Below are 24,782 nucleotides of genomic sequence, written 5' to 3'. Positions count from 1 at the left end.
CTCGATGACCGTCGACAGCAGTCCGGAAACCCGGATCACCTCCGGGACGCAACAGCAGTCCCTGAGTACCGCCGCCGCCCGCAACCTCGCCACCACCACCAAGTCCGTCCCGCAGATGCAGGAGATCACCTCCCGGTGGCTGCTGCGGATGCTGCCCTGGGTCGAGACCGAGGGAGGCGCCTACCGGGTCAACCGGCGGCTGCGCCACACGGTCGGCGACGGGCGCATCGAGTTCGTGCAGGAAGGCGCCACCGTCCGGGTGATTCCGCGGGAACTCGGCGAACTGGCCCTGCTGCGCGGGTTCGACGACACCGACGTTCTCACCGCCCTGGCGGATCGCTGCGCACAGCACGACTTCGCGGCGGGTGACGTCCTCGCCGAGCGCGGCAGCCCCGCCGACCGGATCCACCTGATCGCCCACGGCCGGGTCAGTCAGACCTCCGAGGGCCCGTACGGCGCCGACACGGCCCTCGCGGTGCTCGCTGACGGCGAGCACTTCGGTGCCAGCGCCGTCCTGCTCGACGCCGACGCCCGCCACGACAGCACGTACACCGCGCAGACCGCCGGCACCCTGCTCACGCTCTCCCGAGCCGACTTCGCCGCCGTCCAGGCCTCCGCACCGCACCTGCGGAGCCACACCGAGGAGTTCGTCTCCCGCGGGCGGCAGCGGCAGAACAAGCACGGCGAGGCGGAGATCGCCCTGTCGGCCGGCCACGTCGGCGAGGTCGACCTGCCGGGCACCTTCGTCGACTACGAGCCGGCGCCCCGCGAGTTCGAACTCTCCGTCGCGCAGACGGTGCTGAGGATCCACACCAGGGTCGCGGACCTCTACAACGGCCCGATGAACCAGACGGAGGAGCAACTCAGGCTGACCGTCGAGGCCTTGCGTGAGCGCCAGGAGTACGAGCTGGTCAACAACCGCGACTTCGGGCTGCTGCACAACGCCGACTTCAAGCAGCGCATCCAGCCCCGCTCCGGCCCGCCGACCCCGGACGACATGGACGATCTGCTGTGCCGCCGGCGCGGCACCAAGCTCTTCCTCGCCCACCCCAGGACCATCGCCGCCATCGGGCGCGGCTTCAACGACTGCGGTCTCTACCCCGACCACGTCGACCTCGGCGGGCAGTCGGTTCCCGCGTGGCGCGGGGTGCCCATCCTGCCGTGCAACAAGATCCCGATCAGCAAGGAGCAGACCAGCTCCATCATCGCGATGCGCACCGGGGAGGAGAACCAGGGGGTCATCGGCCTGCGGCGGACCGGACTGCCCGACGAGTACGAGCCGGGCCTGTCCGTGCGGTTCACGGGCATCAACGAGCAGGCGGTCATCTCCTACCTCGTCAGCACCTACTACTCCGCGGCGGTGCTCCTGCCCGACGCCCTGGGCGTGCTGGAGAACGTGCAGATCGCCCCCAGGCCGCACTGAGGTCCCGGACCGCGGTGAGGTCACCACGGGCGCCCCCCGTCACGCCCCCGTCACGCCCCCCGTCATCCACGCCCCACGCCACCGGCACCAAGGAGCCGCCGATGCCCGACCCCGAATCCCTCGGACCACCTCCTCACCCACAACGGCCGGCGGCGCCCGCCCCCGCGGCGCCCACCCCCGCACCCGCGGTCGGGGCGGACACCACGGCGACGGCTCCCGGCCACCCGGCCCGCTCCTCCGCCTCCGACTTCCTGGCGGCGCTGCATCCGCCCGTCGGGATCCCCGCCCCGTCGAAGCCGTCGGCGGACGCCCCTGTGCGCACGCCTGACGCGCCCGAGTGGGATTCCGCCCTCCAGCGGATCCTGCGCGGACCGACCGGACGGGGCACACACAGCCTCTCCCCGGTCCTCACGAACGCGTCCGTGGTCCCGGATCCGGTGCTCCCGGCAGCCGCCCCCGCCGGCGAGGGGCGCGCCGTCCCCGGTCTCTACCACCATCCCGTCCCGGAGCCCGACCCGGTACGCGTGGAGGAGGTCAGCCGCCGGATCAAACGCTGGGCGGAGGAGGAGGTACAGCTCTATCCCGAGGAATGGGAGGGCCAGTTCGACGGGTTCTCCGTCGGGCGCTACATGGTCGGCTGCCACCCCGACGCCCCGACGGTCGACCATCTGATGCTCGCCACCCGGCTGATGGTCGCGGAGAACGCCCTGGACGACTGCTACTGCGAGGACCACGGCGGCTCACCCGTGGGTCTCGGCGGGCGCATCCTCCTCGCGCACACCGCGCTCGACCACCTCCACACCACCGGGGAGTACGCCCCGGCGTGGCAGGAATCCCTCACCTCGGACGCCCCGCGCCGGGCCTACCGCAGCGCGATGGACTACTTCGTCGGCGCGGCCACGCCCTCACAGGCCGACCGCTACCGGCACGACATGGCGCGGCTGCACATGGGTTACCTCGCCGAGGCGGCCTGGGCACAGACGGACCACGTGCCCGAGGTGTGGGAGTACCTGGCGATGCGCCAGTTCAACAACTTCCGCCCCTGCCCGACGATCACGGACACCGTCGGCGGCTACGAACTGCCCGCCGACCTGCACGCCCGGCCCGACATGCAGCGGGTGATCGCCCTCGCCGGGAACGCCACCACCATCGTCAACGACCTCTACTCGTACACCAAGGAACTCAACAGCCCGGGCCGGCACCTGAACCTGCCGGTGGTGATCGCGGAACGCGAGAAGCTCTCCGACCGCGACGCCTACCTGAAGGCCGTCGAGGTCCACAACGAACTCATGCACGCCTTCGAGGCCGCCGCGGCCGACCTCGCCAAGGCCTGCCCCGTGCCCACCGTGCTGCGTTTCCTCAGGGGCGTGGCCGCCTGGGTCGACGGCAACCACGACTGGCACCGCACCAACACCTACCGCTACAGCCTGCCCGACTTCTGGTAAGAACGGATCTCTCTGTGACCACTGAAACGACCTCCACCACCACCGCCAGGATCCCGGCCCCGGCGACGCCGTACCAGAGGGACATCGCACGGTACTGGAACAACGAGGCGCGGCCGGTCAACCTGCGCCTGGGTGACGTGGACGGGCTCTACCACCACCACTACGGCATCGGCGCCGTGGACCACAGCGCCCTCGGCGACCCGGCCGACAGCGCGTACGAGAAGAGGCTCATCGCGGAGCTGCACCGGCTGGAGTCCGCGCAGGCGGAGTTCCTCCTCGACCACCTCGGCGACGTCCAGCCCGGCGACACTCTCGTCGACGCCGGCTGCGGGCGCGGGGGGTCCATGGTGATGGCCCACCGTCGCTTCGGCTGCAAGGTCGAGGGTGTCACCCTGTCCGCCACGCAGGCCGACTTCGGCAACCAGCGCGCGCGGGAACTGCGCATCGAGGACCACGTCCGCTCACGGGTGTGCAACATGCTCGACACGCCCTTCGACAAGGGCAGCGTCACCGCCTCGTGGAACAACGAGTCGACCATGTACGTGGACCTGCACGACCTGTTCGCCGAGCACTCCCGGTTTCTGAAGGTGGGTGGCCGGTACGTGACGATCACCGGTTGCTGGAACCCCCGCTACGGGCAGCCGTCGAAGTGGGTGTCGCAGATCAACGCCCACTTCGAGTGCAACATCCACTCGCGTCGCGAGTACCTGCGCGCCATGGCCGACAACCGGCTCGTGCCGCAGACCGTCATCGACCTCACGCCCGACACGCTGCCCTACTGGGAGCTGCGGGCCACGTCGTCGCTGGTGACGGGGATCGAGAAGGCGTTCATCGAGTCCTACCGCGACGGGTCCTTCCAGTACGTCCTGATCGCCGCCGACCGCGTCTGAACCGGTCGCGCCGAGGCGTCGGCCGCCGCCGGGCGGTGGCCGGCGCTTCAGTGCTGGAAGACCGCCGTCGCCACCGGCACCGCCAGCAGCAGGCTGAGTCCGACCAGCGGCAGGCGGTCCAGCCACAGGACGGCAGCGAACTCACGCAGCGTCGCGGCCAGCCAGTAAGCGGGGGAGGTCGCCGCGCCCACGACGTGCACGCGCACGCCGACGCGGCGGGCCAGCAGGGTCGTGCGGTAGACGTGGAAGCCGCTGGTGACGACCGTGGCGCAGTGGCCGGGAGTCGCGTCGTCCACGAGGGCCGCGCTGAAGCGGAGATTCTGGCCGGTGTTGACGGAGCGGTCCTCCCTGATGATCCGGTCGGCGGGCACTCCGCGTCCGCGCAGATAGTCGGCCATCGCGTCGGCCTCGGAGCAGACCTCGTCCTCGCCCTGGCCGCCCGAGACGACGAAGACCACACCAGGCGTGTCCGGCGCGCGGGCGGCGTCGATCGCGAGGGCGCGCTCCAGCCTGCGGGTCAGCAGCGGGCCGGGCCGGTCGCCGTCGAGCCCGGCACCCAGCACGACGACATGGGTGGTCTCCGGCGGCGGGGTACCGCGGCCCCAGACGAACGCGTAGCCGGCGAAAACGAGGAAGAGCAGGGTGAGGTATCCCGCGGCCGCGTTCACCGCGACCATGAGAGCACCGAACGTCTCGCCGCCGGCCGCGTGGAAGACCGCGTCGAGACCGAGCACCGCCAGCGCCGCGCAGCCGACGGCCCCGGTCGCCAGCAGGGCGGCCTGGGGTCCGTAGCGCCGGACCAGCAGGACACCGTCGGCGAGCAGTGTCAGCCCCACCGCGAGCACCAGGAGCAGGGCGGCGACGGTGAGGACGGTGGCGACGGCCGGGCGGGCCGACGCACCGCGAACGGTCACGCCGAGTCCGGCGGAGGTCACCGCGAGGCAGAGCAGAACAGCGGCGGAGAACCGGTGCGGTGCACGCCAGGCGGTGACGGCACCGCCGGCGGCGAACACGACCGCGGCGAGGTACTCCGGGTACTCCGGCATGTGCCGCACCGCTCCTCTTCCCCTCCGGCCCGCCGGATGGCTGCCCGTTCACCCGCCCGTCTCTCGCGACCCGCGGGTTCCGGGCCCGGCACGGACGGCTGCCGCCCATCCTCCCAGACCTGCACGGCCGCGCCGAACGCGGGCGGGCGCGCGCCCTCGGCCGTCCGCCGATGTCCCTGGTGGATCGCCGAACTGCCGAGGGCTCACACCGACGCGGCTACAGCCCTGTCCGGGATGCCCGTTCGCCGGCGCCCGGCTCTCCGACACGCTTGACCCGCAGATCGAAGGCGAACGCCTCACCGCAGGTGAGCTCCACCTGCCTGCCCAGCATGTGCACGGTCACCTCGGCGGCCAGCGGAGTCCGCCACCCCCTGGTCACCACCTTCCCCCAGGGCTCCGTGTGGGTCTCCCGGACCCGCACCCGCGGGCCTGACACCTCGTACGAGCCCTGCACGTGAGCGATCCGCTCGTCGGCCGCGGCCTCCTTCAGGCGGCTGTAGGCCACCTGGCCGGAGATGACGCCACGGTCGAACAGACCATGCTCGACGGCTCCGCCTCCCCCGTACTGCTGTCCGTCAGCTTCCGCGGAGAGGCCGACGTGCGTGCCGAAGGCCGAGTTCTCGTACAGTTCCAGCGAGACCTGGATCCCGTTCTGTTCCGCCTGGCACGCCACGGCGTGCCCCTTCTCCCTGGTCGGGGTGGCCGCCCCCGCCCGGTCGTCGGCGACCGCCGTCGGCGCTGCCGTCAGCAATGCCGCCGTGAGCGCACCGGTGATCGCTGCTCGCTTACCCATTCGCATGCCGCACTTCCCCGTCATCGTGTGCCGGTGATACGTGCAGTTGGACTCACCGGCGGCGCACGAGGATGCAGGAAATCACCGACCAATATGATGCGGCCGGCCTGCCTACGGATGCGTGTCCGTGATCGCGATGACCTCGTCGAGATGGTCCGCGGCGGCCTGCAGTTCGTCGATCTTGGCCTGGATGCGCTCGCGCTCGGCTCGCAGCATGGCTCGCTGATCGGCGTCGGTGTGCCCGGTGTCCCAGCACGGCAGGAGTTCGGCGATCCTCCGACTGGTCAGGCCGGCGGCGAACATCTGCTGGAAGAAGCGGACCAGGGTGATGGCGTCCTGCCGGTACAGGCGCTGGCCGGACGGGCTGCGCTCCGAGGTGAGCAGCCCTTGCTGCTCGTAGTAGCGCACGGCGCGCACGGAGACACCGGCACCTCGCGCCACCTCGCCGATGCGGATCAGCCGCTCGCCCGCGGCCACCGTGACAGTCATGGTGCGTCCTTTCACCCCTGGCCCTGCCGAGCAGCACTTGCCCCTGACGTCGGCGTCAGGTTTTAGCGTACCTGCCATGGACATCAACCACTCCGTCGCCCTTGTCACCGGTGCCAACCGCGGCCTGGGCCGCGCCTTCGCCCAGCGTCTGCTCGAACGGGGCGCCCGCAAGGTCTACGCGACGGCCCGCCGACCGGAGACCGTCGACCTGCCCGGGGTCGAGGTACTCCCCCTCGACATCACCGATCCCGCGTCCGTGAGGGCCGCCGCCGAGGCCGCCCCGGACGTCTCGCTCCTCGTCAACAACGCGGGAATCAGCACGGGGACCGACCTGGTGACCGGTTCGCTGGAGGCGGTGCGGCACGAGCTCGAGACCAACATGTTCGGCCACCTGCACATGATCCGGGAGTTCGCTCCGGGGCTCGCCCGGAGCGGCGGGGGCGCGATCGTCAACGTCCTCTCCGCCATGTCGTGGTTCGGGGGCAAGGGTGCCAACGCCTACCACCTGACCAAGGCCGCCGCGTGGGCCATGACCAACGGTGTCCGCCTGGAGCTGGCCGACCAGGGCACGCTCGTCACCGCGGTACACCTCGGCCTGGCCGACACCGACATGGCAGCGGGCTGGCCCGTGGACAAGATCGCCCCGCTGGACCTGGCTGACGCGGCGCTCGACGGCGTCGAGGCGGGCTCCGCCGAGGTGCTCGCCGACCAGTGGAGCCGTGACGTCAAGTCCCGGCTGCCGCTGGCGCCGGAGGAGTTCGACGCCGCCATGGGCCGCGCGCTGGCGGCGCTGATGGCCGCCTGAGGAGCCATCGGGCCGTCGTGGCGTGAACCCCACGGGTCTCCGCCACCCCTGCATTCAACTCTGTTTGTTTCATTGACATTTCACTCAGCGGTCGTACTGTTGGGAGCGCTCCCATGACAGCCCCTTCACTTGGAAGGAGTCCCCCCACATGCCCGAAGAGAGTCCGTTAACCGGACGTTCGCGGTCGTTCCTCCGCCGGCCTCTGCAGGCGCTCGTCATGGTGTTCGCCGTGGTTGTCGGCGCACTGGGCTGGTCGACCCCCGCCCAGGCCCACGGCACCATCGTCAACCCCGCCACACGCGCGTACCAGTGCTGGAAGACGTGGGGCAGCAACCACACGAACCCGGCCATGCAGACGCAGGACCCCATGTGTTACCAGGCGTTCCAGGCCAACCCCGACACCATGTGGAACTGGATGAGCGCCCTGCGCGACGGCCTCGGTGGCCAGTTCCAGGCGCGGACGCCCGACGGAACGCTCTGCAGCAACAACCTCTCGAGGAACGCCAGCCTGGACAAGCCCGGGCCGTGGAAGACGACCAACGTCAGCAACAACTTCACGGTCCAGCTGCACGACCAGGCGTCCCACGGCGCCGACTACTTCCGCGTCTACGTGAGCAAGCAGGGCTTCAACCCCAAGACCCAGACCCTGGGCTGGGGCAACCTGGACTTCATCACGCAGACCGGACGCTTCGCCCCGGCGCAGGACATCAGGTTCAACGTCAACACCTCCGGCTACACCGGACACCACATCCTGTTCGTGATCTGGCAGGCCTCGCACCTCGACCAGGCCTACATGTGGTGCAGCGACGTGAACTTCGGCTGAGCCGACGAGCACCGCACACGGCACCGACCCCCGTCGGGCGCCGGTGATCCGCCGCCCGACCGATCGAGCCCCGTCGGGGCAGGGGACCCATGTGGTCACTCCGCCCCGACGGGGCTCCCGGCGTTCCCCGAGAGCGCGGGGCACCCAGTCGCCCATGGAAGAGTGGTTCGTTTCCCGGCACCGGCCCGACCGGGCCACCGGCATCGCGCGGAGCGCCACGTGCTGCTCGCCCAGCCGCCAGGATGGGGCGGGTGACGTCCGGAACCGAAGACCTCTGGCACCACTACGGCCGTATGCGCGCCCTGACCGACCGCGACGTGCCCGGCACCTTCTCCTGGACGTGGGGCCAGGACGGCGGGCCCGGCCCGGAAGTCCTGGGCGACCTGACGGGAACGCGCGTGGCCGACCTCGGCGCCGGCGCGGCTCGGCACGCCGCTCACCTGGCGACCCGTCACCGGCCCGCCCGGATCGTCGCCGTGGACGCTTCGCCCGCCCAGCACGCCATGGCCGCGGACCTGTACGGGCACCTCTCCCCCCGCCTGCGCCTCGTGCACGCCGACGTCGTGCGTCACCTGCACGCCCGGCCCGCCACGTACGACGTGCTCTACAGCGTCTTCGGTGCCGTGGACTTCACCGACCCGCGCGCGCTGCTGCCGGCGGCCGCCTCGGCGCTGCGACCGGGCGGGCGGCTGGTGTTCTCCACCCTCGCCCACTACCTGACCGGGGCCGGCGCCCGAGCCGACGTGGCACCCGCCGCTGTCCGCGCGAGGACCCCGGACGGGGAGGAGGCCACGCTGCACCGCTGGGTGCTGCAAGGCCCCGTCTGGGCGAAGGCCCTCGATGCGGCCGGGTTCGCCACGATCACGGTCAGCACGCTGCCGGCCACCGGCCGTGGACCGCGCAGCGCCGCGACGCTGCTGGTGAGCGCCCGCTTCCCCTCATGACGACGCGGCCTCTCACGGGGCGGGCCTCGGGTGGGCCCGACCCGACAGCGGCCCGGCCGTCCGAAGGCGGGCGGGCCGCTGCGGTGCGCGGGGGTGACCGACGGCCGGATCAGTCGACGGCCGGTGCCTGCGGGCCGTAACCGGTGGAGGAGTCCTTGACGGCCGCGGCGGCGGGCTGGGCGCCGCAGAACGCGGCCTCCAGGGTGCCGCCCAGCGCGCTGTTGACCGCGCCGTTGTTGGAGGTGTTGGCCAATGACGTCATGCTGCGCGAGCCGTCGTGGGTGGTGAACGCATACGTGTAGTAGCCCTGGACGGTCCCCGTGTGACCGTAGACGGTGACGCCGCAGGACAGCTTGCGCGCCCGCAGGCCCAGTCCGTACATCTGCGTGCCGTCCGAGGTGACCGGGGTCATCCGCATCATCTCCTCCAGCAGGTCCTCGCGGACCAGTTCACCCTTCACCAGCGCCGTGGTGTAGCGGTTGAGGTCCTCGGCGTTGGAGATCACGGCTCCGGCCGACTGCGCCCAGGAGACCGTCTGTTCGGTGGAGTCGACCAGCGGCAGGGTGGTGTCGTCCTGGCGCAGGTAGCCCCGCGCGTACGAGCCGGGCAGGGTGGTGCGCGGGTGCACGTAGAAGGTGTTGCGCAGACCCAGCGGCGTGAAGATGCGCTCCTGGAAGTTGGCGCCCACGGACGTGCCGGTGATGTGCTCGATCATCTGGCCGAGGACGACGAAGTTGGTGTTGGAGTAGCTGTAGGCCGCGCCGGGCGCGTTGTTGAGCGGGCGGGCGGTGGAGAGGTCGATGAGCTCCTGGTAGGTGAAGACCTTGTTCCTGACGGCCTCGAAGCCGGGGACCGTCTGCGCGAACATGTCGTTGCTGTAGTCGTACAGGCCGCTGCGGTGGCTGAGCAGGTGCCGCACGGTGATCGCGTCGCTCGGCAGGGGCTTCGGCAGGTAGAGGTTGGCCGGGGCGTCCAGGTCGATGCGGCCGTCGGCGACCAGCTGCATGATCACCACAGCGGTGAAGGTCTTGCTCACGCTCCCGACGCGGAAACGGCGTCCGGTGTCCATACGGGTCTGCTCGCCGGTGTCGGCGACGCCGGTCACGACGCGGTAGCTCCGCCCGCTGTCGTCGACACGGGTCAGCGCACCGGGCGCACCCAAGGAGACGGCCTTCTGCTGCACCGCGCGCAAGGCCTCGGTGTCCGGTGCGGCGAGGGCGGGGGTGGAGGCGAAGGCGGGGGTGGCGGACACCGCCACCATGGTCGCCCCGATCAGTACGGTCGTTGCTCTCTTGATTCGCATGCACGTCTCTCTGCGATGGTCTGTGGGGGTGACGCCGGCGCACGCGTGCGCCAAGCGCCGTTCTCCCATGCTGGGTTGCGGCGCCCGCCCGCACGTCGGCGACGGCTGCCTAACCTGCCACAGGTGCGGCACGGCCCGCGATGCCCCTGCCGCTCCCTCGGCACGGCGCCCACGGCGTGCTTGCCGGGGACAGTGTTTTGCTGTACCTGCACACGCGTGAGCCGCTACTTGCGTTGACTGGTCAGGGAGTTGCAGAGAAACAGCGCCAAATGTCACGCTGGGACGCGTGCGGCACGGCCCCGTGGTCGCGTTCCTGCTGTTCGGCGCGCCCCCCGCAACCGACCGAGAGCACCGTAAGGATCCGTAAGCTGCGCAAGCTGCTTGCGTGCGAACACCCTCCCATTCCGCAGCCGTTGACAAAGCAAAGGTCCCCTAGAACTCTGTGGGCGAGGTTTCTGCAAGAAATCGACTGATCAGCTGAATTTGCGTACAAGCCCTGCGCGATACGCAACGGACACCGGCTCCTCCGCACCTCTCCGGGCCTGTCGCGCTCCGCATCCCCACGGAACTGAGGACCGCCATGAGATGGAGACCCTTCGGCCGCCGGTCGGTGACCGGTGCCGTCACAGCCGCGCTCGCGGCCACCGGGCTGATACCGATGGCCTTCTCGTCGCACGCCCATGCCGCAACCGGACGGACCGGGGCGGCAGCCGACGTCAATCTCGCCCTCGGCCGTCCGGCCACCGCGGGCGGCTCGAACGGCCCGTACACCGCCGTGAACGTCACCGACGGCGTCCAGGCGTCCTACTGGGAGGGGCCGGCCGGCTCGTTCCCGCAGTGGGTGCAGATCGACCTCGGAGCGACCCGGACGGTCGACCGGGTCGTGCTCAAACTGCCCGCGGCCTGGGAGAGCCGCAGACAGACGCTGTCGTTGCAGGGCAGTACCGACGGCACCGGCTTCCGCACGCTGTCGGCCTCCACGGACCGGACCTTCGACCCCGCCCGCGCGAACACCGTCCCGGTCGACCTCGCCTCCCCCGCCGAGGCGCGCTATGTCCGTGTCCACATCACCGGGAACACCGGCTGGAACGCCGCCCAGCTCTCCGAGCTGGAGGTGCACGGCGACGACGGTGGGACCATCCCGCCGCCCGCCGGCACCAACCTCGCCCGCAACAAGCCGGTCGAAGCCACCTCGTCGGTCCACCAGTTCGTCGCCGCCAACGCCACGGACGACTCCACTTCGACGTACTGGGAGGCGGCCGGTCACCCCGCCGATCTCACCGTGAAGCTGGGAGCCGACGCCGACCTCGAAGCGGTGGTGGTCAAGCTCAACCCGGACCAGGTCTGGGGGCCGCGCACCCAGGGCATCCAGGTGCTGGGCCGTGAGCATGCCGCGAGCAGCTTCACGTCGCTGAAGGAACGCGCCGACTACGCCTTCAGTCCGTCCCGTGACGGCAACTCGGTGACCATCCCGGTCACCGGCCGCGCGTCCGACGTACGGCTGCGCTTCTTCTCCAACACCGGTGCCCCCGGCGGCCAGGCGGCCGAGCTCCAGGTCGTCGGAACCGCCGCGCCCGCACCGGACCTCACCGTCACCGGCCTGGACTGGACGCCCTCCGCACCGTCCGAGCGGGACGCGGTGAGCGTGCACGCCACCGTCCGCAACGCCGGCACGGCCCGCTCGGCCGCCACCACCGTCGAGGCCAGTCTGGAGGGCACGGTCGCCGGCAGCGGGAACGTCCCCGCGCTCGACCCGGGCGCGTCCACCACCGTGGCCGTCGCCGCGGGCACCCGCCCGGCCGGCGACTACTCCGTCTCCGCCGCGGTCGACCCGCGCGGCACGGTCGCCGAACTCGACGACAGCAACAACAGCCACACCGCCGCGACCCGCCTGGTCGTCACCCGTGCCCCGGGCCCCGACCTCGAAGTCCGGGGCATCACCACCAACCCGGCCCATCCGGCCGCCGGTTCATCCGTCTCCTTCAGTGTGGCCGTGCACAACCGCGGCACCACCGCGGCGGCCGCCGGCTCCGTCACCCGGCTGCAGGCCGACTCCACCACCCTCGACGGGACCACCCCTCAGGTGGCGGCCGGAGCCACCGTGAACGTGCCGATCGACGGAACGTGGCGGGCGACCAGCGGCGGTGTCACGCTCGCCGCGACCACCGACGCCACCGGAGTCGTCGACGAGACCAACGAGAACAACAACGTGCTCACCAGATCCCTGGTGGTCGGGCGAGGTGCCGCCGTCCCCTACACGGAACTGGAGGCCGAGGACGGCCGCTACCAGGGCACGCTGCTCACCGCCGACGCCAAACGGACCTTCGGGCACACCAACTTCGCCACCGAGTCCTCGGGCCGCGAGTCCGTCCGGCTCGACGCGCCCGGGGAGTTCGTCGAAGTCACCTCGACCGCGCCGTCCAACTCCCTCGTGGTGCGCAACTCGGTCCCGGACGCGGCGCGCGGCGGCGGCGCGGACGCCACCATCAGCCTGTACGCCGACGGCACCTTCGTACGGAAGCTCACGCTGTCGTCGAAGCACAGCTGGCTGTACGGGAGCACCGACGATCCGGAAGGCCTCACCAACACCCCCGGCGCAGACGCCCGGCGGCTCTTCGACGAGTCGCACGCCCTGCTGACGCAGACCTACCCGGCCGGCACCAGGTTCCGTCTGCAGCGGGACGCCGGTGACACCGCCGCGTTCCACGTCATCGACCTGGTGGACCTGGAGCAGGTCGCGCCCCCGGCGGACAAGCCGGCCGCCTGCACCTCGATCACCGAGTACGGGGCCGTCCCGAACGACGGACTCGACGACACCGACGCTCTGCAACGGGCGGTCACCGCCGACCAGAACGGGCAGATCTCCTGCGTGTGGATCCCGGCCGGCCAGTGGCGCCAGGAACAGAAGATCCTGACCGACGACCCGCTGAACCGCGGCCAGTTCAACCAGGTCGGCATCAGGGACGTGACGATCCGGGGTGCGGGCATGTGGCACTCCCAGCTCTACACGCTCACCCCGCCGCACCAGGCCGGCGGGATCAACCACCCCCACGAGGGCAACTTCGGCTTCGACATCGACCACAACACCCAGATCTCCGACATCGCCATCTTCGGCTCGGGCACCATCCGCGGCGGGGACGGCAACGCCGAGGGCGGCGTGGGGCTCAACGGCCGCTTCGGCAAGGGCACGAAGATCACGAACGTGTGGATCGAGCACGCCAACGTCGGCGTGTGGGCCGGCCGTGACTACTCCGACATCCCTGAGCTGTGGGGTCCCGGCGACGGGCTGGAGTTCACCGGCGTCCGGATCCGCAACACCTACGCCGACGGCATCAACTTCGCCAACGGCACCCGCGACTCCACCGTGTACAACTCCTCGTTCCGCAACACCGGCGACGACGCGCTCGCCGTCTGGTCGAGCAAGTACGTGAAGGACACCTCGGTGGACATCGGCCACGACAACCACTTCCGCAACAACACGATCCAGCTGCCGTGGCGGGCCAACGGCGTGGCGGTGTACGGCGGTTACGGCAACACGATCGAGAACAACGTCATCGCCGACACGATGAACTACCCCGGCATCATGCTCGCCACCGACCACGACCCCCTGCCGTTCTCCGGGCAGACCCTCATCTCCGGCAACGCCCTGCACCGCACCGGCGGCGCGTTCTGGAACGAGGCGCAGGAGTTCGGCGCCATCACCCTCTTCGCGCAGGGACAGGACATCCCGGGGGTGACCGTCCGCGACACCGAGATCCTCGACTCGACGTACGACGGCATCCAGTTCAAGACGGGCGGCGGTGCGATGCCGGGCGTGAAGATCACCGATGTCCGGATCGACGGTTCCCGCAACGGCTCCGGGATCCTCGCGATGAGCGGGGCCCGGGGCAGCGCCACCCTGACGAACGTGACGATCAGCGACTCGGCCGAAGGGAGCGTACTGATAGAGCCGGGCTCTCAGTTCACCATCACCGGCACGCCCAGCGGGGCGTCCGCGGCCCGCACGCGGCGCTGAGGCAGGAGCCTCCGGCCCTCACGACCGGGGCCGGAGGCACACCTGTCCGGCGACCGTCGCTCCGGCGTGCCGGATCGCGGGCCCCGGCCCTACGCGCGGCGCCGCTCGCTCCGGCGGTCCCGGCCCTCGTCACGGGCTTGCTGGAAGGCATCGGCGATCGTCTCCGCCGCACCGGACAGGGCGCCCTTGGTCTTGCCCCGGGCGCCGGACTCGGTGATCTTCCCGGTGAGTTCCGTGAGCCCGGCGGGCTTGCGCGGCCCGGCCTCCAGGTCGAGACGGTTGCACGCCTCGGCGAAGCGCAGGTAGGTGTCCACGCTGGCCACCACGATCCGTATGTCGATCTTCAGGATCTCGATGCCGACGAGGGAGACCCGCACGAACGCGTCGATCACCAGCCCGCGGTCGAGGATGAGCTCCAGAACGTCGTAGAGGCCGCTGGAACCGCCTCCGCCTCCCTGCTGTGTCGCGACGGTCATCGCGTTCACCCCTCGTCGCACGCGTCGTCTGTGACGGCATGGCCTGTCGTCGGCTCCGCCCGCCTCGGAGGCAGGCTTGGCATGCGGATGACCCGTTTGCGCCGTATCAAACGCACGTACGACACTCGGGGCCGGACAGGTGGCGGTGCCGGCGGTCCGGCGCCCTGTGCCCCGCGCCAAGTTCCCTGAGCCCTGTGCCTTGCGCCCTGTGCCCGGCGGAATGCCCCGGTTAGAGTCCCCCCATGAACCGGCAGGCCCCCACGCTTGAGGACGTCGCGCGCGAGGCGGGGGTCTCCCGCGCCACCGTGTCGCGGGTCGTCAACGGCGTGCGCAACGTCGATCCCGGCATCCAGGAGCTGGTCCGCAGCGCGATCGAACGGACCGGCTACACGCCGAACCGCGCGGCGCGGGCCCTGGTCACGCGGCATCCCACCGGAAGCGTGGCCCTGATCATCTCCGGCGCGGGCGACGCCTTCGCCGGCCGCGTGTTCGCCGACCCGTTCTTCGGCCGGGTCGTCCACGGCGTCATGGGGTATCTCCGGGCCCGCGCCATGCAGCCGGTGCTGCTGTTCGCCGAGTCGGAGCCGGCCAGGCACCAGGTGGTCGGCTATCTGCGGCAGGGCAGTGCGGACGGCGCCCTGGTCGTCTCCGTCCAGCCGGACGACCCTCTGCCGGACCTGCTCCTGTCCGCGCGTGTCCCCACGGTGCTGTTCGCGCGTCCCGCCCGTGAGACACCGGTCAGCTGGGTCGATCTCGACCACTACGCGGGAGGGCGACTCGCCGGGGAGCACCTCCTGGCCCGCGGTTGCGGCCGCATGGTCACGATCCGCACCGGGCCGGAGGTCAGGGCGGGCCGGGCCCGCCTCGCCGGTTTCCGTGACGCCCTGGCTCGCGCGGGCCACGAGGCCGTGCCCGCCGCCCAGGGCTCCTTCAGCCTGGACAGCGGCGCGGCGGCCATGGCCGCGCTGCTGCGCGACCACCCGGCGCTGGACGGCGTGTTCGCGGCCAACGACCTGATGGCCCAGGGCGCCTGCCGCGTGCTGAGGGAGCAGGGCAGGCGCATACCGGAGGACGTGGCCGTGGTCGGGTTCGACGACTCGAGCGTCGCCGTGACCTGCCGGCCGCCGCTGACCACCGTGCGCCAGCCGGTGGAGGACATGGCGGCGGCCATGGCCAGGATGCTGGACGAACAGGTGCGGGGCATCAGCGCAGCGCCCCGCACCCTGGTCTTCGCACCGGAGCTGGTCGTACGCGATTCCGCCTGAGCGTCGCGCCCGCGCCCCGGTTCCCCGGGCGGGTCAGGGCAGACGGTGGTCTGCGTTCAGCACCGCTCCGCGCTCGGGGTGGTTCTGGTCGTAGCCGCGGGTGTCGCACTGGAGGCCGCCGACGATGCAGTGGTCGACCAGGGCCTTGAGGGTCCGCTCCTCCCAGGCGTTGAAGAAGTCGTAGTGGAAGGAGTACCCGCGGCCGCTGGCCAGGCGGACCTGGCTCATGTCGCCGTTCACCGGGAAGGCCATCTTGAACTCGATCATCGGCAGGGCGACCGGGTGGGAGGCCGGGCACATATTGTCGTTCGTGCCGGGTTTCACGACCGGGTAGGCCATGTGGCTCTTGTGGTCGGGGGTGTCGAGGTACTTGCCGTCCCAGCAACTGGGCGCCTGGAAGCGGATGTTGAGCTGCACGTCGGGACGGCTCGGGCAGGTGGCGGGGAAGTCGACGTTGAAGAAGCTGTCCCCGCACTCCCAGCCCTCGACGAAGCCCTTGTGGGCGCGGAACTGCTGGGCGCTCTGCAGGGGGTCACCGACGACGTACCGCAGCCCTCGGGGGAACGGCCGCACGCTGGTGTAGTCGGTGATGCCCGACTTGTAGTAGATGACCTGCGGGCCCACGGGGAGGATTTTCTTGTCCCCGTTGTACAGGGAGGGCATCCAGTACGCGGAGGCGTCGGCCGGTGCGTTGCAGGTGGTGTTCCCGCCGTAGAGGCTCGCCGTGGTACTGCCCGCGTTCGTCGTGGTGTTGCCCATGAAGGTGTGGTCGTGGGACCTGCCGGGCTGTCCCGGGTAGATGATCGGGTCGTCCGGCGCGGTGTGCGTGACGGAGCAGTTGGCCTGGAACTCCTTGTGGTAGCGCGGCGGCGGGGTCGCGGTGGACGGGGTCACGCCGGTGACCTGGGGTACTGCCGGTATGTATCCGTCGCCGTCGGGGTCGTCGGCGGACGCCCGGGTCGACACCGCCGTGGTGTGCCCGGTGTGCCCGGCGGCAGGGGCGCCGGGGTCCGCCGCCGTGGCGACGGTGCCGACGCCTAGGACGCCGGCGAGGAGTGCGGTGCCGAGCAGCAGTGCGGGGAGTTTCGAGCGTGGTCTCATGGGGCCTCCTTGCCCGCCGAGGTGCCGGTGTGGTGGCAGCCGCGGTGGTGCGGAGGGCGACGCCGGGCGCCCTCCGCCGCCGTCAGCTGTAGATGCCGAACTCGTGCAGCGAGTAGCCCCAGCCGGTGCCACGCGCCGTCAGGTGCAGTCGTACGTGCCGGGCGGTGGCCGCCACGTCGATGGTGTCGATGTCGCCGTTGCCGGTGGTCGTGGAGTGGATCGTGCGCCAGGCGGTACCGTTGTCGGAGACCTGGACCTCGTAGGACTTGGCGTAGGCGGGGTCCCAGACGAGCTGGAGCCTGCGGACGGGCGTGGCTGTGCCGAGGTCGACCCGGATCCACTGCGGGTCGCTCCAGTCGCTGGCCCAGCGCGTGTCGGGCCGCCCGTCCGTCGCCTTGGCGGGCTCGCACGGGCAGTCGCCGTAGGAGGGCTGGAAGGAGGAGGCGGTGGTGGGCTTGTTCAGCGCCACGTTCGTGCCGGAGACCGGTGGGGCGACGACCTTGACCGACTTCGTCTCGATGCCGGCGTTGCCGCGGCCGTCCTCGGCCTGGAGGTACACCTTCCACACGCCGAGCTTCTCGGGAGCCGTCACGGCGAACGTGCCGTTGCCGGTGGACCGCCAGGAGGCCTCGACGAGACGCTTGTCGCCGTTGGCGTAGTTGCCGCTGAGGAAGATCCTGTGGGTGACCGGGTCGCCGTCGGGATCGCGCACGTCCGCGCGGACGGTGAACTCACCGCCCGCCGGGGCGGACGAGGCCGGGCTGACGGCCATGGCGGAGATGACGGGCGGGGTGTTGTCGGTGCCGGCCGTTCCGGTGTAGGCCCGCTTCACGGCGTAGTAGGAGAGCCGCTTCAGCCCGTCGGGCAGGAGGTTGAACCAGACGCCGCCGAAGTCGTGTTCGGTGCCGTAGTGGAAGAGGGTGGCGCCGAGGGCGACGCCCCGGTGGCCGGTGACGCAGTTCCAGGCCTTGGTGTAGCCCTCGGCCTTCTGCGCGTCGGTCGGCTCGTCGGGGATGCCGTTGGCGTCGTCCGGTACCTCCCACTCCCCCGCCGGTCCGCCCTCCGTGATGAGGTACGGCTTGGTGTAGCCGCCCTCCTCCCAGGCCTGGCGCACTCCGCAGATGTCGCCGTAGGAGTTCATCGAGTACAGGTCGAGGTCGGGCGCGTTGCGCCGGTAGTACGGCCAGGCGCCCGTCCAGGCGTCGGTGGAGGTGACGGGGTGGTCGGGGTCGATGCTGTGGATCTTCTTCGCGACGTCGTTGACGAAGCCGGTGTAGGCGTTGCGCTGTGCCTCCAGCTCCGCTCCGCTGTAGCAGTTCTGCAGGCCCAGGACCGACTCGTTGCCGACGTTCCACATGAGCGTCGCGGGGTGGTTCCTGTACGCCTCGACCCACTGGGTGAACTCGGTGAGCATGGTGTTCTTGTAGGTGGTGTCGGTGACGTAGTTCACGCAGCCGCCGGAGCCGGGGCCGCCGCCGGGCTGCAGCCAGAAGCCGTTGACGACCTTGAGGCCGTTCGCGGCGGCACTGTCCAGCAGCGGCTTGGTGCCGCCGTCGGTGCCCCAGGTGCGGATGGTGTTGACGCCCATGGACTTCACGTCGGGCAGGTACTTCGGGGCGTCGGCGATGGCGGGGCCCCAGGTCAGGCCCTTGACGGTGTACGGCTGCCCGCCGACGGTCAGGTGCCAGTTCCCCTGGGAGCCGGTGACCTCGACCGCTCCCGTGGCGGGCGGTGTGCCGTCCGTGGAGCCGTACACCTGGAACTCCCAGAGGGAGTAGCCGTAGCCGCCGGAGCGCTCGGTGCCCAGCATGCGGACGTAGCGGCCGGAGCCGGTGACGGCGAGTTCGTCCGTGCCGCCGTCGCCTCCCGTCATGGTCTTCAGCGTCCGCCAGTCCGAGCCGTCGTCGGATGCCTGGATCTGGTAGCTCCTGCCGTACGCGCCTTCCCAGGTCAGTACGGCACGGCTGAGATCGGACCGCTGCCCGAGGTCGACCTGCAACCACTGCGGGTCGCTCCACCGGCTGGCCCAGCGGGTGCCGGTCAGGTTGCCGTCGACGGCCGCCGAGGGAGCGAAACCGTCCCCTTCCTGGGAGGAGGCGGTGGCGGGTCTGCCCTGGGAGAGCAGGGTCTCCGCGGCCTGGGCGGGCGGGGACGCGAGGGTGAGCGACGACGCCACGAGTGCGCCGAGGGCGAGCAGGGGGACGGCGCGCCGGGCGGCTGGTCCGGGGTACGGGGGTGAGGGGGACACGTCTGCTCCTGGCGGGGTGGGGAGAGCCAACGGGCCGGCACTGTGGCAGCACCGGTGAGGGCCCTCCGGGCCGGGGCGCGGGGATGTCCTCCGGCCCGGAGGGGACGCGTGGCCGGCGGACGGCCCGATCAGGGGTGGGACGTCAGGGGAACGACACGACCGTGGACGGCACGGTCGAGGTGCCGGCCGGGACCGTGGAGGCGCCGGTGTCGTTGATGACGTGGTTGTAGTGGCCCATGCCGCCGAGGGAGACGACCAGGAGGCTGTGGAACTTCACGCCCGGTCTGACGGGGGTCTTGAAGCCGTGGTCCTGGCGGATGCTCGGGTCGACGTTGTAGTTGCAGTAGCTGCCCAGGCCCCATGCCTCGTGGGTGTCGACCGAGTCGTCGACCCGGTAGGCGGCGTACCCCTTCGTGGTGCCGTTCTGGATGGCGGCCTGGTTGGGGGCGTCGTACGCCTTCTCGTTCTGGTAGAAGATCGTCCGGCCGCGCTCGCCGTACCACTCGACGTCGTACTTGTTGAAGTGCTCCACGAACAGGCCGGTCGCCAGGACGTCGTCGCCGTTGACGCGGACGCCGTAGTCGGCCCGGTTGGTCTCCCAGCCGACGCCCTCGCCGTGGTCGGCCCGCCACACCCACGTGTGGTCGATGATCGTGTCGTGGCTGTTGACGACCATGCTCGTGGTCGCCTTGCCCGCACCCGCTCCGCCGATGCGGATGTACACGTCCTGCACGGTGGTGGGGTTGGCGGCGTGGTCGGCGGACGCGCCCTGCGGGCCGATCTCCAGCAGGGTCGGGGAGTTGACCGGTCCGGCGTCGATGAGGAAGCCGGCGAGCCTGACGCCGTCGACGTCGGCGACCTTCATGGCGGTCACGCCGTTGTCCGGGATGATCGTGGCGAGTCCGAGGCCCAGCACGATGGTGTCGGCCCGCTCGACGGTGATGGTCCGGTCGACGTGGTAGACGCCCGGGGTGAACAGCAGGTGCAGGCCCTGGGCGAGCGCGGCGTTGATGGTGGCCGCCGTGGCGCCGGGCTTGACGACGTAGAACTTGCTCAGCGGGATCGACTCGCCCTGCGGGGTGCCGCTCGCCCAGGTGGTGCCGCGCGCGTCGGTCCGCTTGGCGGGCGCGAAGACCTTGTACTCGCCGCCGTCCAGGTAGAGGAAGGGCTTCTCGCGGGAGATCGGTGTCGTGCCGAGCGTGGTGTAGCGGGGCTCGGGGAAGCTGGTGGCGGGCGCGCCCTCCACGCCGGAGAAGACCTGGTTCCACACGCTGTTGGACCAGCCTCCGATGGAGCTGTCGCGGGTGTACCACTGCTGCTGCGAGTAGTTGCCGACCTGGCCGTCGATCCTGCTGTCGGCGATGTAGCCGCCGCTGGCCCAGCCGTAGCCGTTGGGTGCGAGGTTGAGGCCGCCCTTGACGTGCATCCGGCGGAACGAGGCAGCCTGGGAGACGGCCCAGCGGTTGGTGCCGTTGACCGGCTTCACGGCCAGGTTCTCCGCGCCGCGCCAGAAGTTCTGGGTGGCGTTGCCGTTGAACCAGCCCGCGTCGACGGTGATGTCGCCGTTGATCGTGGTGTCGTCGGGGCTGAGGCCGAGGCCGGCGATCTGGGTGTAGAAGCCGATCTGGGCGTTGAGGTTGTCGTACGTGCCCGGCTTGAAGAGGAAGGCGTGCCGGCCGGAGCCGAACTGGGCCGACTCCTGCTCCTTGAACACCTGGTCCAGCTTCGCCTGGATGCCCGGGGTCGACGGGTCGAAGACGTGCACGTTCGGGCCGAGGTCGCCGCCCGGGGTGACCGGGCCGGGGTCGTCCCCGGTGGTGCCGTACACCTTGAACTCCCAGAGGGAGTAGCCGTACGGGGTGGCGCGGACCGTGCCGAGCATGCGGACGTAGCGGGCGGTGCCGGAGACGTTCACGGTCTCCGTGCCGCCGGCGCCGGTGGTGGTGGAGTGGGTCGTCGTCCAGTCCGTGCCGTTCGAGGACGTCTCGATGCGGTAGGACTTCGCGTAGGCGGCCTCCCAGCGCAGTTCGACGCGGCTGAGAGAGGCGGGGGCGCCGAGGTCGACACGGATCCACTGCGGATCGGAGGCGGCGCTCGACCAGCGGGTGCCGTCGTCGCCGTCGACCGCCGCCGTGGCCGGGGTGCCGTAGTGCTCCTGGCTGGAGGCGGTGACCGGCTTGCCCTGGGAGAGCAGGACGGGTGCGGCCTGGGCCTGCGTGGCCGGGACGACGGCGAGCAGGGCGGCGGCCAGGGCGGTGACCAGCACGCCGACGAGGCCGCGGCGGCCGGGTCTGTGCGACGGCGGCGAAACAGGGGGTATGCCGACAGCGGGCATGGGGAGACTCCTCGACACGGGTGAGTGGGAGAGCGCTCTCCGACCATGCCCGCCACGCCTGACACGGTCAAGGTTCCGTGCAGGCTTTTCTTTTGACTTGCATTAAGTGTCGAGTGGGTGGTCGGGACTCGGTGCTGTGTCCCCCTCCTGAGGGCAGGTGGCCGCGATGACGAAGTCGACGACGTCGTCCGCGCTGCGACGCCGCCGGTGGGCCGCCCGTTGGCGGTCGGCGCCGTTCCCTTCGGTCCGCAGGCGCCGCCACTGCTCGCGTACGAGATCGAGGTCGTCGTGGCGGCGGAGCGCCGGCGCGATGGTGTGCAGCAGCCGTTCGACCAGGGAGGTCTGGGGGAGCAACTGCCCGGTGACCGGGTCGATGCCCCTGCCCGGCAGTCCGTCACGGGCCGCGCGCCAGCAGGCCGCGCGCAGAATCTCCGGCGACGGGCGCGGGGCCGCCTCGCCGGCCCGGAGGGCGGTGAGGGCGGTGGCGGTCAGGGCCCGGACGACGGCGCCCAGCACGAGCGTGTCGTCGGGGGTCAGGGCGGCGTCGGCGACACGGATCTCGATGGTGGGCAGGTGGTGCGAGGGACGCACGTCCCAGTACAGGCCGCCCCGGTCGATGAGGCCCTCCGCTTCGAGGAGGGTGTGGACGAGGTCGTCGAAGTGGGCCGGGGATTCGAAGTACGGGGGCGGGCCGGCCACGGGCCAGCGCCCCCAGGTGGTGGTGCGCCAGCTGGCGTACCCGGTGTCCCGGCCCGCCCAGAACGGGGAGTTCGCCGTCAGCGCGGTCAGCGTCGGCAGCCAGGGCCGCAGGTGGTTGCTGACGTGGACGGCGTCGCGGGGGTCGGGGAGGCCGACGTGGACGTGGCAGGCACACACGAGCTGTTCGTCGTCCAGGGCCCGGAAGTGGGCGGTGCTCCGTGCGTAGCGGGCCCCGGGCGTCATGGGGACGGGGACGGCCTGGCCGTGCACCGGTGTACCGGTGGAGGCGATGCGCAGTCCGAGCCGGGCGGCGGCGCGAGCGACTGTCCCTCTGCTCGTACGGATCTGGTCGTCGGCCTCCTTCAGGCAGCTGTGCGGGTCGGTGCGCAGTTCGACCTGGTAGCGGGTCAGTTCGGTGCTCACCCGGTCACCGAGCGCGTCCGCCGCCGCCTCGACCAGCTCGGGACCGTGAGGGCTGGGGGTGCGTCCGGCCGGGTCGATCAGGAGGAGTTCCTCTTCGATCCCGACGGTGAGCGGCTCCGGGACGGGGTCGGGTGCGCAGAAGCCGCGTTCGGAGGGGCCGGGTTCAGTGGCGGGGAACGGCTCGGGGTCGTCCATCGGAGCCGCTTCGCTGCGATGTTGACTGCTCATAGTGATGACACTGTCTCAGAAAGTGGCGGGGATGCCGAGGTCACGATGACGCGCGCCGAGGTCACCCGGGGGGCGGGCTCCCGCGGGAGCAGCCGGTGATGTTGACTCGGGGTTCCGGACCCGGACCACGACAGGAACCACGACATTGACGTACGACATCGCCGCCCTGCGCTCCCTGTTCCCCGCGCTGGCCGCCGGGACCGTCCACTTCGACGGGCCGGGGGGCACGCAGACGCCACAGCCCGTCATCGACGCGATCGCCGACGCGCTGGCGCGGCCCCTGTCCAACCGGGGGCAGTACTCGCTCGGGGAGCGCAACGCCGAGGCCGTCGTCATCGAGGCGCGCCGGGCCGTGGCCGACCTGCTGGGAACGGACCCGGCGGGGATCGTCTTCGGGCGCAGCGCCACCCAGCTCACCTACGACCTCGCCCGCGCTCTCGCCGCCTCCTGGGCACCCGGCGACGAGATCGTCGTCACCCGCCTCGACCACGACGCCAACATCCGCCCCTGGGTGCAGGCCGCCGAACGAGTGGGCGCCACCGTGCGCTGGGCCGCATTCGACCCCGCGACCGGAGAGTTGACGGCTGACGACATCCGTGCCGTCCTGTCGGGCCGCACGCGTCTCGTCGCCGTCACCGCGGCCTCCAACCTGATCGGCACCCGCCCCCCGGTCGCCGAGATCTGCCGCCTGGCCCACGAGGCCGGAGCACTCACCCACGTCGACGGCGTCCACTACACCGCGCACACGCTGGTCGACCTGCCCGCGCTGGGGGCGGACTTCTTCGTCTGCTCCCCGTACAAGTTCCTCGGGCCCCACCACGGCGTCCTGGCCGCCCGGCCCGCGCTGCTGGACACCCTGCGTTCCGACAAGCTGCTGCCCTCCAGCGACGCGGTCCCGGAGCGCTTCGAACTGGGCACCCTGCCTTACGAGTTGCTCGCCGGAACCCGGGCCGCCGTCGACTTCCTGGCAGGACTCGACCCGGCGGCCACGGGCACCCGGCGGGAACGTCTGGCCGCCTCCTTCGCCGCGCTCGAAGCGCACGAGGCCGCACTGCGCGGCCGGCTCGACAAGCATCTGGCCTCGCTCCCGGGGGTCACCCTCCACTCGCGGGCCGCGGACCGCACCCCCACCCTCCTGCTGACCTTCGAGCGCCACGACACCAGGGACGCCTACCGCTTCCTGGCCGCCCGCGACATCCACGCCCCCGCCGGCCACTTCTACGCCATCGAAGCCTCCCGCCACCTGGGCCTCGGCGACAGCGGCGGCCTGCGCATCGGGCTCGCCCCCTACAACGACTCCGGGGACGTCGACCGGCTCGTGACGGCGCTGGCCGCGTTCCTGGACACGTGAGGGCGAGCACCGTGCCTTGGCCGCGTTCCTGGGACCGGGAGGACGAGCACCGTGCCTTGGCCGCGTTCCTGGGACCGGAGGGACGAGCACCGTGCAGGGGGTCCGCGATCAGCCGTTCCTGGTGATCACCGCGCGGATCCAGCGCGCGTAGGCGGGCGCGCTCGTGCAGAGCCCCGGGCCCTCGCTGCAGCGCACGCCCGGGGCGCCGGGGCCCGAGGTGACGCCGATCAGTTCCCGGCGGCCCTTCCGGTCCCGCTGGAGCCGGGGCCCTCCCGAGTCGCCGCTTGCATGCCATGGCGTCGGGCTTCTGGCTGGTGGGCCGGGTGAACGGAAGGCAGCGCCGGCCGCCGTCATCCGTCCAGGGCGGCGCGGCGCAGCGCCCGCCGCTGGCCGGCGGTGGTGGCACCCCAGACGCCGTCCGTCTCGCCGTGCCGGACGGCCCAGTCGCGGCAGTCGATCAGGACGGGGCAGCGTGCGCACACCGCGCGGGCCGGGGCCGTGGCCGCGGCCGTCTCCGTCAGGGGGAAGAACAGCTCGGGATCCTCGCCCACGCACAACGCCTGCGCGTGCCAGCCGATGTCGACGTTCCAGGACGCGGATGAGCGCGCCATCGTGCACCTCCAGCAGCCGACGGGCACATCGGTGTCACCGCGGCAGCACGAGCCGCGGTCCCGGCAGAG

Annotated in this window: 19 protein-coding genes and 1 pseudogene; 9 read left to right on the top strand and 11 right to left on the bottom strand. The window is 71.3% G+C overall.

Annotation, left to right across the window (positions count from 1 at the left end):
* Nucleotides 1-4: 4 nt before the first annotated feature.
* The 3 genes from ACF07N_RS30660 (at nt 5) to ACF07N_RS30650 (ending at nt 3,758) form a co-directional block, all read left to right on the top strand.
* Nucleotides 5-1,423: a family 2B encapsulin nanocompartment shell protein gene (locus ACF07N_RS30660; protein WP_392119105.1), complete on the top strand. Its 1,419-nt coding sequence runs from the start codon at nt 5-7 to the stop codon at nt 1,421-1,423.
* Between the two features lie 101 nt (nt 1,424-1,524).
* On the top strand, nt 1,525-2,868 hold the full coding sequence (locus ACF07N_RS30655; RefSeq protein WP_392119102.1) for a family 2 encapsulin nanocompartment cargo protein terpene cyclase: 1,344 nt from the start codon (nt 1,525-1,527) through the stop codon (nt 2,866-2,868).
* A 14-nt stretch (nt 2,869-2,882) separates the two neighbouring features.
* Entirely contained in the window at nt 2,883-3,758 is an 876-nt protein-coding gene (locus tag ACF07N_RS30650; protein WP_392119099.1) for a geranyl diphosphate 2-C-methyltransferase, read from the top strand.
* Nucleotides 3,759-3,805: 47 nt separating this feature from the next.
* Here ACF07N_RS30650 and ACF07N_RS30645 read toward each other — a convergent pair whose 3' ends face one another.
* The 3 genes from ACF07N_RS30645 to ACF07N_RS30635 all read right to left on the bottom strand — a co-directional run bounded on the left by ACF07N_RS30645 (nt 3,806) and on the right by ACF07N_RS30635 (nt 6,086).
* Nucleotides 3,806-4,804: a YdcF family protein gene (locus tag ACF07N_RS30645; RefSeq protein WP_392119096.1), complete on the bottom strand. Its 999-nt coding sequence runs from the start codon at nt 4,802-4,804 to the stop codon at nt 3,806-3,808.
* 217 nt (nt 4,805-5,021) lie between these two features.
* Complete coding sequence (locus ACF07N_RS30640; protein WP_392119093.1) at nt 5,022-5,597, bottom strand: hypothetical protein; 576 nt, start codon at nt 5,595-5,597, stop codon at nt 5,022-5,024.
* 111 nt (nt 5,598-5,708) lie between these two features.
* Entirely contained in the window at nt 5,709-6,086 is a 378-nt protein-coding gene (locus ACF07N_RS30635; protein ID WP_383326434.1) for a MerR family transcriptional regulator, read from the bottom strand.
* A gap of 76 nt (nt 6,087-6,162) precedes the next feature.
* Between ACF07N_RS30635 and ACF07N_RS30630 the strand changes: the two genes are divergently transcribed.
* The 3 genes from ACF07N_RS30630 (at nt 6,163) to ACF07N_RS30620 (ending at nt 8,658) form a co-directional block, all read left to right on the top strand.
* On the top strand, nt 6,163-6,891 hold the full coding sequence (locus tag ACF07N_RS30630) for an SDR family oxidoreductase (protein WP_392119090.1): 729 nt from the start codon (nt 6,163-6,165) through the stop codon (nt 6,889-6,891).
* Nucleotides 6,892-7,108: 217 nt separating this feature from the next.
* Nucleotides 7,109-7,714 (top strand): lytic polysaccharide monooxygenase, encoded by a 606-nt coding sequence (locus tag ACF07N_RS30625; RefSeq protein WP_392119087.1) that lies wholly within the window; start codon nt 7,109-7,111, stop codon nt 7,712-7,714.
* A gap of 242 nt (nt 7,715-7,956) precedes the next feature.
* Nucleotides 7,957-8,658: a class I SAM-dependent methyltransferase gene (locus ACF07N_RS30620; RefSeq protein ID WP_392119084.1), complete on the top strand. Its 702-nt coding sequence runs from the start codon at nt 7,957-7,959 to the stop codon at nt 8,656-8,658.
* A gap of 109 nt (nt 8,659-8,767) precedes the next feature.
* Here ACF07N_RS30620 and ACF07N_RS30615 read toward each other — a convergent pair whose 3' ends face one another.
* On the bottom strand, nt 8,768-9,961 hold the full coding sequence (locus ACF07N_RS30615) for a serine hydrolase domain-containing protein (RefSeq protein WP_392119081.1): 1,194 nt from the start codon (nt 9,959-9,961) through the stop codon (nt 8,768-8,770).
* Between the two features lie 580 nt (nt 9,962-10,541).
* Between ACF07N_RS30615 and ACF07N_RS30610 the strand changes: the two genes are divergently transcribed.
* Nucleotides 10,542-13,976 (top strand): CARDB domain-containing protein, encoded by a 3,435-nt coding sequence (locus ACF07N_RS30610; RefSeq protein WP_392119079.1) that lies wholly within the window; start codon nt 10,542-10,544, stop codon nt 13,974-13,976.
* A gap of 89 nt (nt 13,977-14,065) precedes the next feature.
* Here the strand turns inward: ACF07N_RS30610 and ACF07N_RS30605 are convergent, their stop codons facing one another.
* Complete coding sequence (locus ACF07N_RS30605; RefSeq protein WP_392119076.1) at nt 14,066-14,452, bottom strand: gas vesicle structural protein GvpA; 387 nt, start codon at nt 14,450-14,452, stop codon at nt 14,066-14,068.
* 242 nt (nt 14,453-14,694) lie between these two features.
* Between ACF07N_RS30605 and ACF07N_RS30600 the strand changes: the two genes are divergently transcribed.
* Nucleotides 14,695-15,717, top strand: a complete 1,023-nt coding sequence (locus ACF07N_RS30600; protein WP_392119073.1) for a LacI family DNA-binding transcriptional regulator — start codon at nt 14,695-14,697, stop codon at nt 15,715-15,717.
* A gap of 33 nt (nt 15,718-15,750) precedes the next feature.
* Here ACF07N_RS30600 and ACF07N_RS30595 read toward each other — a convergent pair whose 3' ends face one another.
* The 4 genes from ACF07N_RS30595 to ACF07N_RS30580 all read right to left on the bottom strand — a co-directional run bounded on the left by ACF07N_RS30595 (nt 15,751) and on the right by ACF07N_RS30580 (nt 22,751).
* Nucleotides 15,751-16,818: a DUF1996 domain-containing protein gene (locus ACF07N_RS30595; protein ID WP_392119070.1), complete on the bottom strand. Its 1,068-nt coding sequence runs from the start codon at nt 16,816-16,818 to the stop codon at nt 15,751-15,753.
* An 82-nt stretch (nt 16,819-16,900) separates the two neighbouring features.
* Nucleotides 16,901-19,066: a discoidin domain-containing protein gene (locus ACF07N_RS30590; RefSeq protein ID WP_392119067.1), complete on the bottom strand. Its 2,166-nt coding sequence runs from the start codon at nt 19,064-19,066 to the stop codon at nt 16,901-16,903.
* A gap of 142 nt (nt 19,067-19,208) precedes the next feature.
* The gene (locus ACF07N_RS30585) at nt 19,209-21,401 is read right to left on the bottom strand and encodes a discoidin domain-containing protein (protein ID WP_392119064.1); all 2,193 of its coding nucleotides are present in this window, start codon (nt 21,399-21,401) and stop codon (nt 19,209-19,211) included.
* A 102-nt stretch (nt 21,402-21,503) separates the two neighbouring features.
* Nucleotides 21,504-22,751, bottom strand: a complete 1,248-nt coding sequence (locus ACF07N_RS30580) for a glutamate--cysteine ligase (protein WP_392119062.1) — start codon at nt 22,749-22,751, stop codon at nt 21,504-21,506.
* 145 nt (nt 22,752-22,896) lie between these two features.
* Here ACF07N_RS30580 and ACF07N_RS30575 point away from each other — a divergent pair, with 145 nt between their 5' ends.
* Nucleotides 22,897-24,102, top strand: coding sequence for a cysteine desulfurase-like protein (locus ACF07N_RS30575; RefSeq protein ID WP_392119059.1), 1,206 nt, complete (start codon nt 22,897-22,899; stop codon nt 24,100-24,102).
* Nucleotides 24,103-24,210: 108 nt separating this feature from the next.
* Here ACF07N_RS30575 and ACF07N_RS30570 read toward each other — a convergent pair.
* Nucleotides 24,211-24,415: pseudogene (locus ACF07N_RS30570) on the bottom strand (trypsin-like serine protease); the annotation flags it as partial.
* A 37-nt stretch (nt 24,416-24,452) separates the two neighbouring features.
* Nucleotides 24,453-24,713, bottom strand: coding sequence for a WhiB family transcriptional regulator (locus ACF07N_RS30565; protein WP_392119056.1), 261 nt, complete (start codon nt 24,711-24,713; stop codon nt 24,453-24,455).
* Nucleotides 24,714-24,782: the final 69 nt, after the last annotated feature.

Origin of the sequence: Streptomyces sp. NPDC015242, from assembly GCF_043079125.1 — a bacterium.
Taxonomy (GTDB): Bacteria; Actinomycetota; Actinomycetes; order Streptomycetales; family Streptomycetaceae; genus Streptomyces.
Note: the sequence above shows the minus strand (reverse complement) of the source record. Positions and strands in the feature narration are given on the sequence as shown.

Excerpts from the sequence above, each read along its gene's own strand:
- ACF07N_RS30660 (WP_392119105.1), top strand. The coding sequence starts at position 5 with ATGACCGTCGACAGCAGTCCGGAAACCCGGATCACCTCCGGGACGCAA.
- ACF07N_RS30655 (WP_392119102.1), top strand. The coding sequence starts at position 1,525 with ATGCCCGACCCCGAATCCCTCGGACCACCTCCTCACCCACAACGGCCG.
- ACF07N_RS30645 (WP_392119096.1), bottom strand. The coding sequence starts at position 4,804 with ATGCCGGAGTACCCGGAGTACCTCGCCGCGGTCGTGTTCGCCGCCGGC.
- ACF07N_RS30640 (WP_392119093.1), bottom strand. The coding sequence starts at position 5,597 with ATGGGTAAGCGAGCAGCGATCACCGGTGCGCTCACGGCGGCATTGCTG.
- ACF07N_RS30635 (WP_383326434.1), bottom strand. The coding sequence starts at position 6,086 with ATGACTGTCACGGTGGCCGCGGGCGAGCGGCTGATCCGCATCGGCGAG.
- ACF07N_RS30630 (WP_392119090.1), top strand. The coding sequence starts at position 6,163 with ATGGACATCAACCACTCCGTCGCCCTTGTCACCGGTGCCAACCGCGGC.
- ACF07N_RS30625 (WP_392119087.1), top strand. The coding sequence starts at position 7,109 with ATGGTGTTCGCCGTGGTTGTCGGCGCACTGGGCTGGTCGACCCCCGCC.
- ACF07N_RS30620 (WP_392119084.1), top strand. The coding sequence starts at position 7,957 with ATGGGGCGGGTGACGTCCGGAACCGAAGACCTCTGGCACCACTACGGC.
- ACF07N_RS30615 (WP_392119081.1), bottom strand. The coding sequence starts at position 9,961 with ATGCGAATCAAGAGAGCAACGACCGTACTGATCGGGGCGACCATGGTG.
- ACF07N_RS30610 (WP_392119079.1), top strand. The coding sequence starts at position 10,542 with ATGAGATGGAGACCCTTCGGCCGCCGGTCGGTGACCGGTGCCGTCACA.
- ACF07N_RS30605 (WP_392119076.1), bottom strand. The coding sequence starts at position 14,452 with ATGACCGTCGCGACACAGCAGGGAGGCGGAGGCGGTTCCAGCGGCCTC.
- ACF07N_RS30600 (WP_392119073.1), top strand. The coding sequence starts at position 14,695 with ATGAACCGGCAGGCCCCCACGCTTGAGGACGTCGCGCGCGAGGCGGGG.
- ACF07N_RS30595 (WP_392119070.1), bottom strand. The coding sequence starts at position 16,818 with ATGAGACCACGCTCGAAACTCCCCGCACTGCTGCTCGGCACCGCACTC.
- ACF07N_RS30585 (WP_392119064.1), bottom strand. The coding sequence starts at position 21,401 with ATGCCCGCTGTCGGCATACCCCCTGTTTCGCCGCCGTCGCACAGACCC.
- ACF07N_RS30580 (WP_392119062.1), bottom strand. The coding sequence starts at position 22,751 with ATGAGCAGTCAACATCGCAGCGAAGCGGCTCCGATGGACGACCCCGAG.
- ACF07N_RS30565 (WP_392119056.1), bottom strand. The coding sequence starts at position 24,713 with ATGGCGCGCTCATCCGCGTCCTGGAACGTCGACATCGGCTGGCACGCG.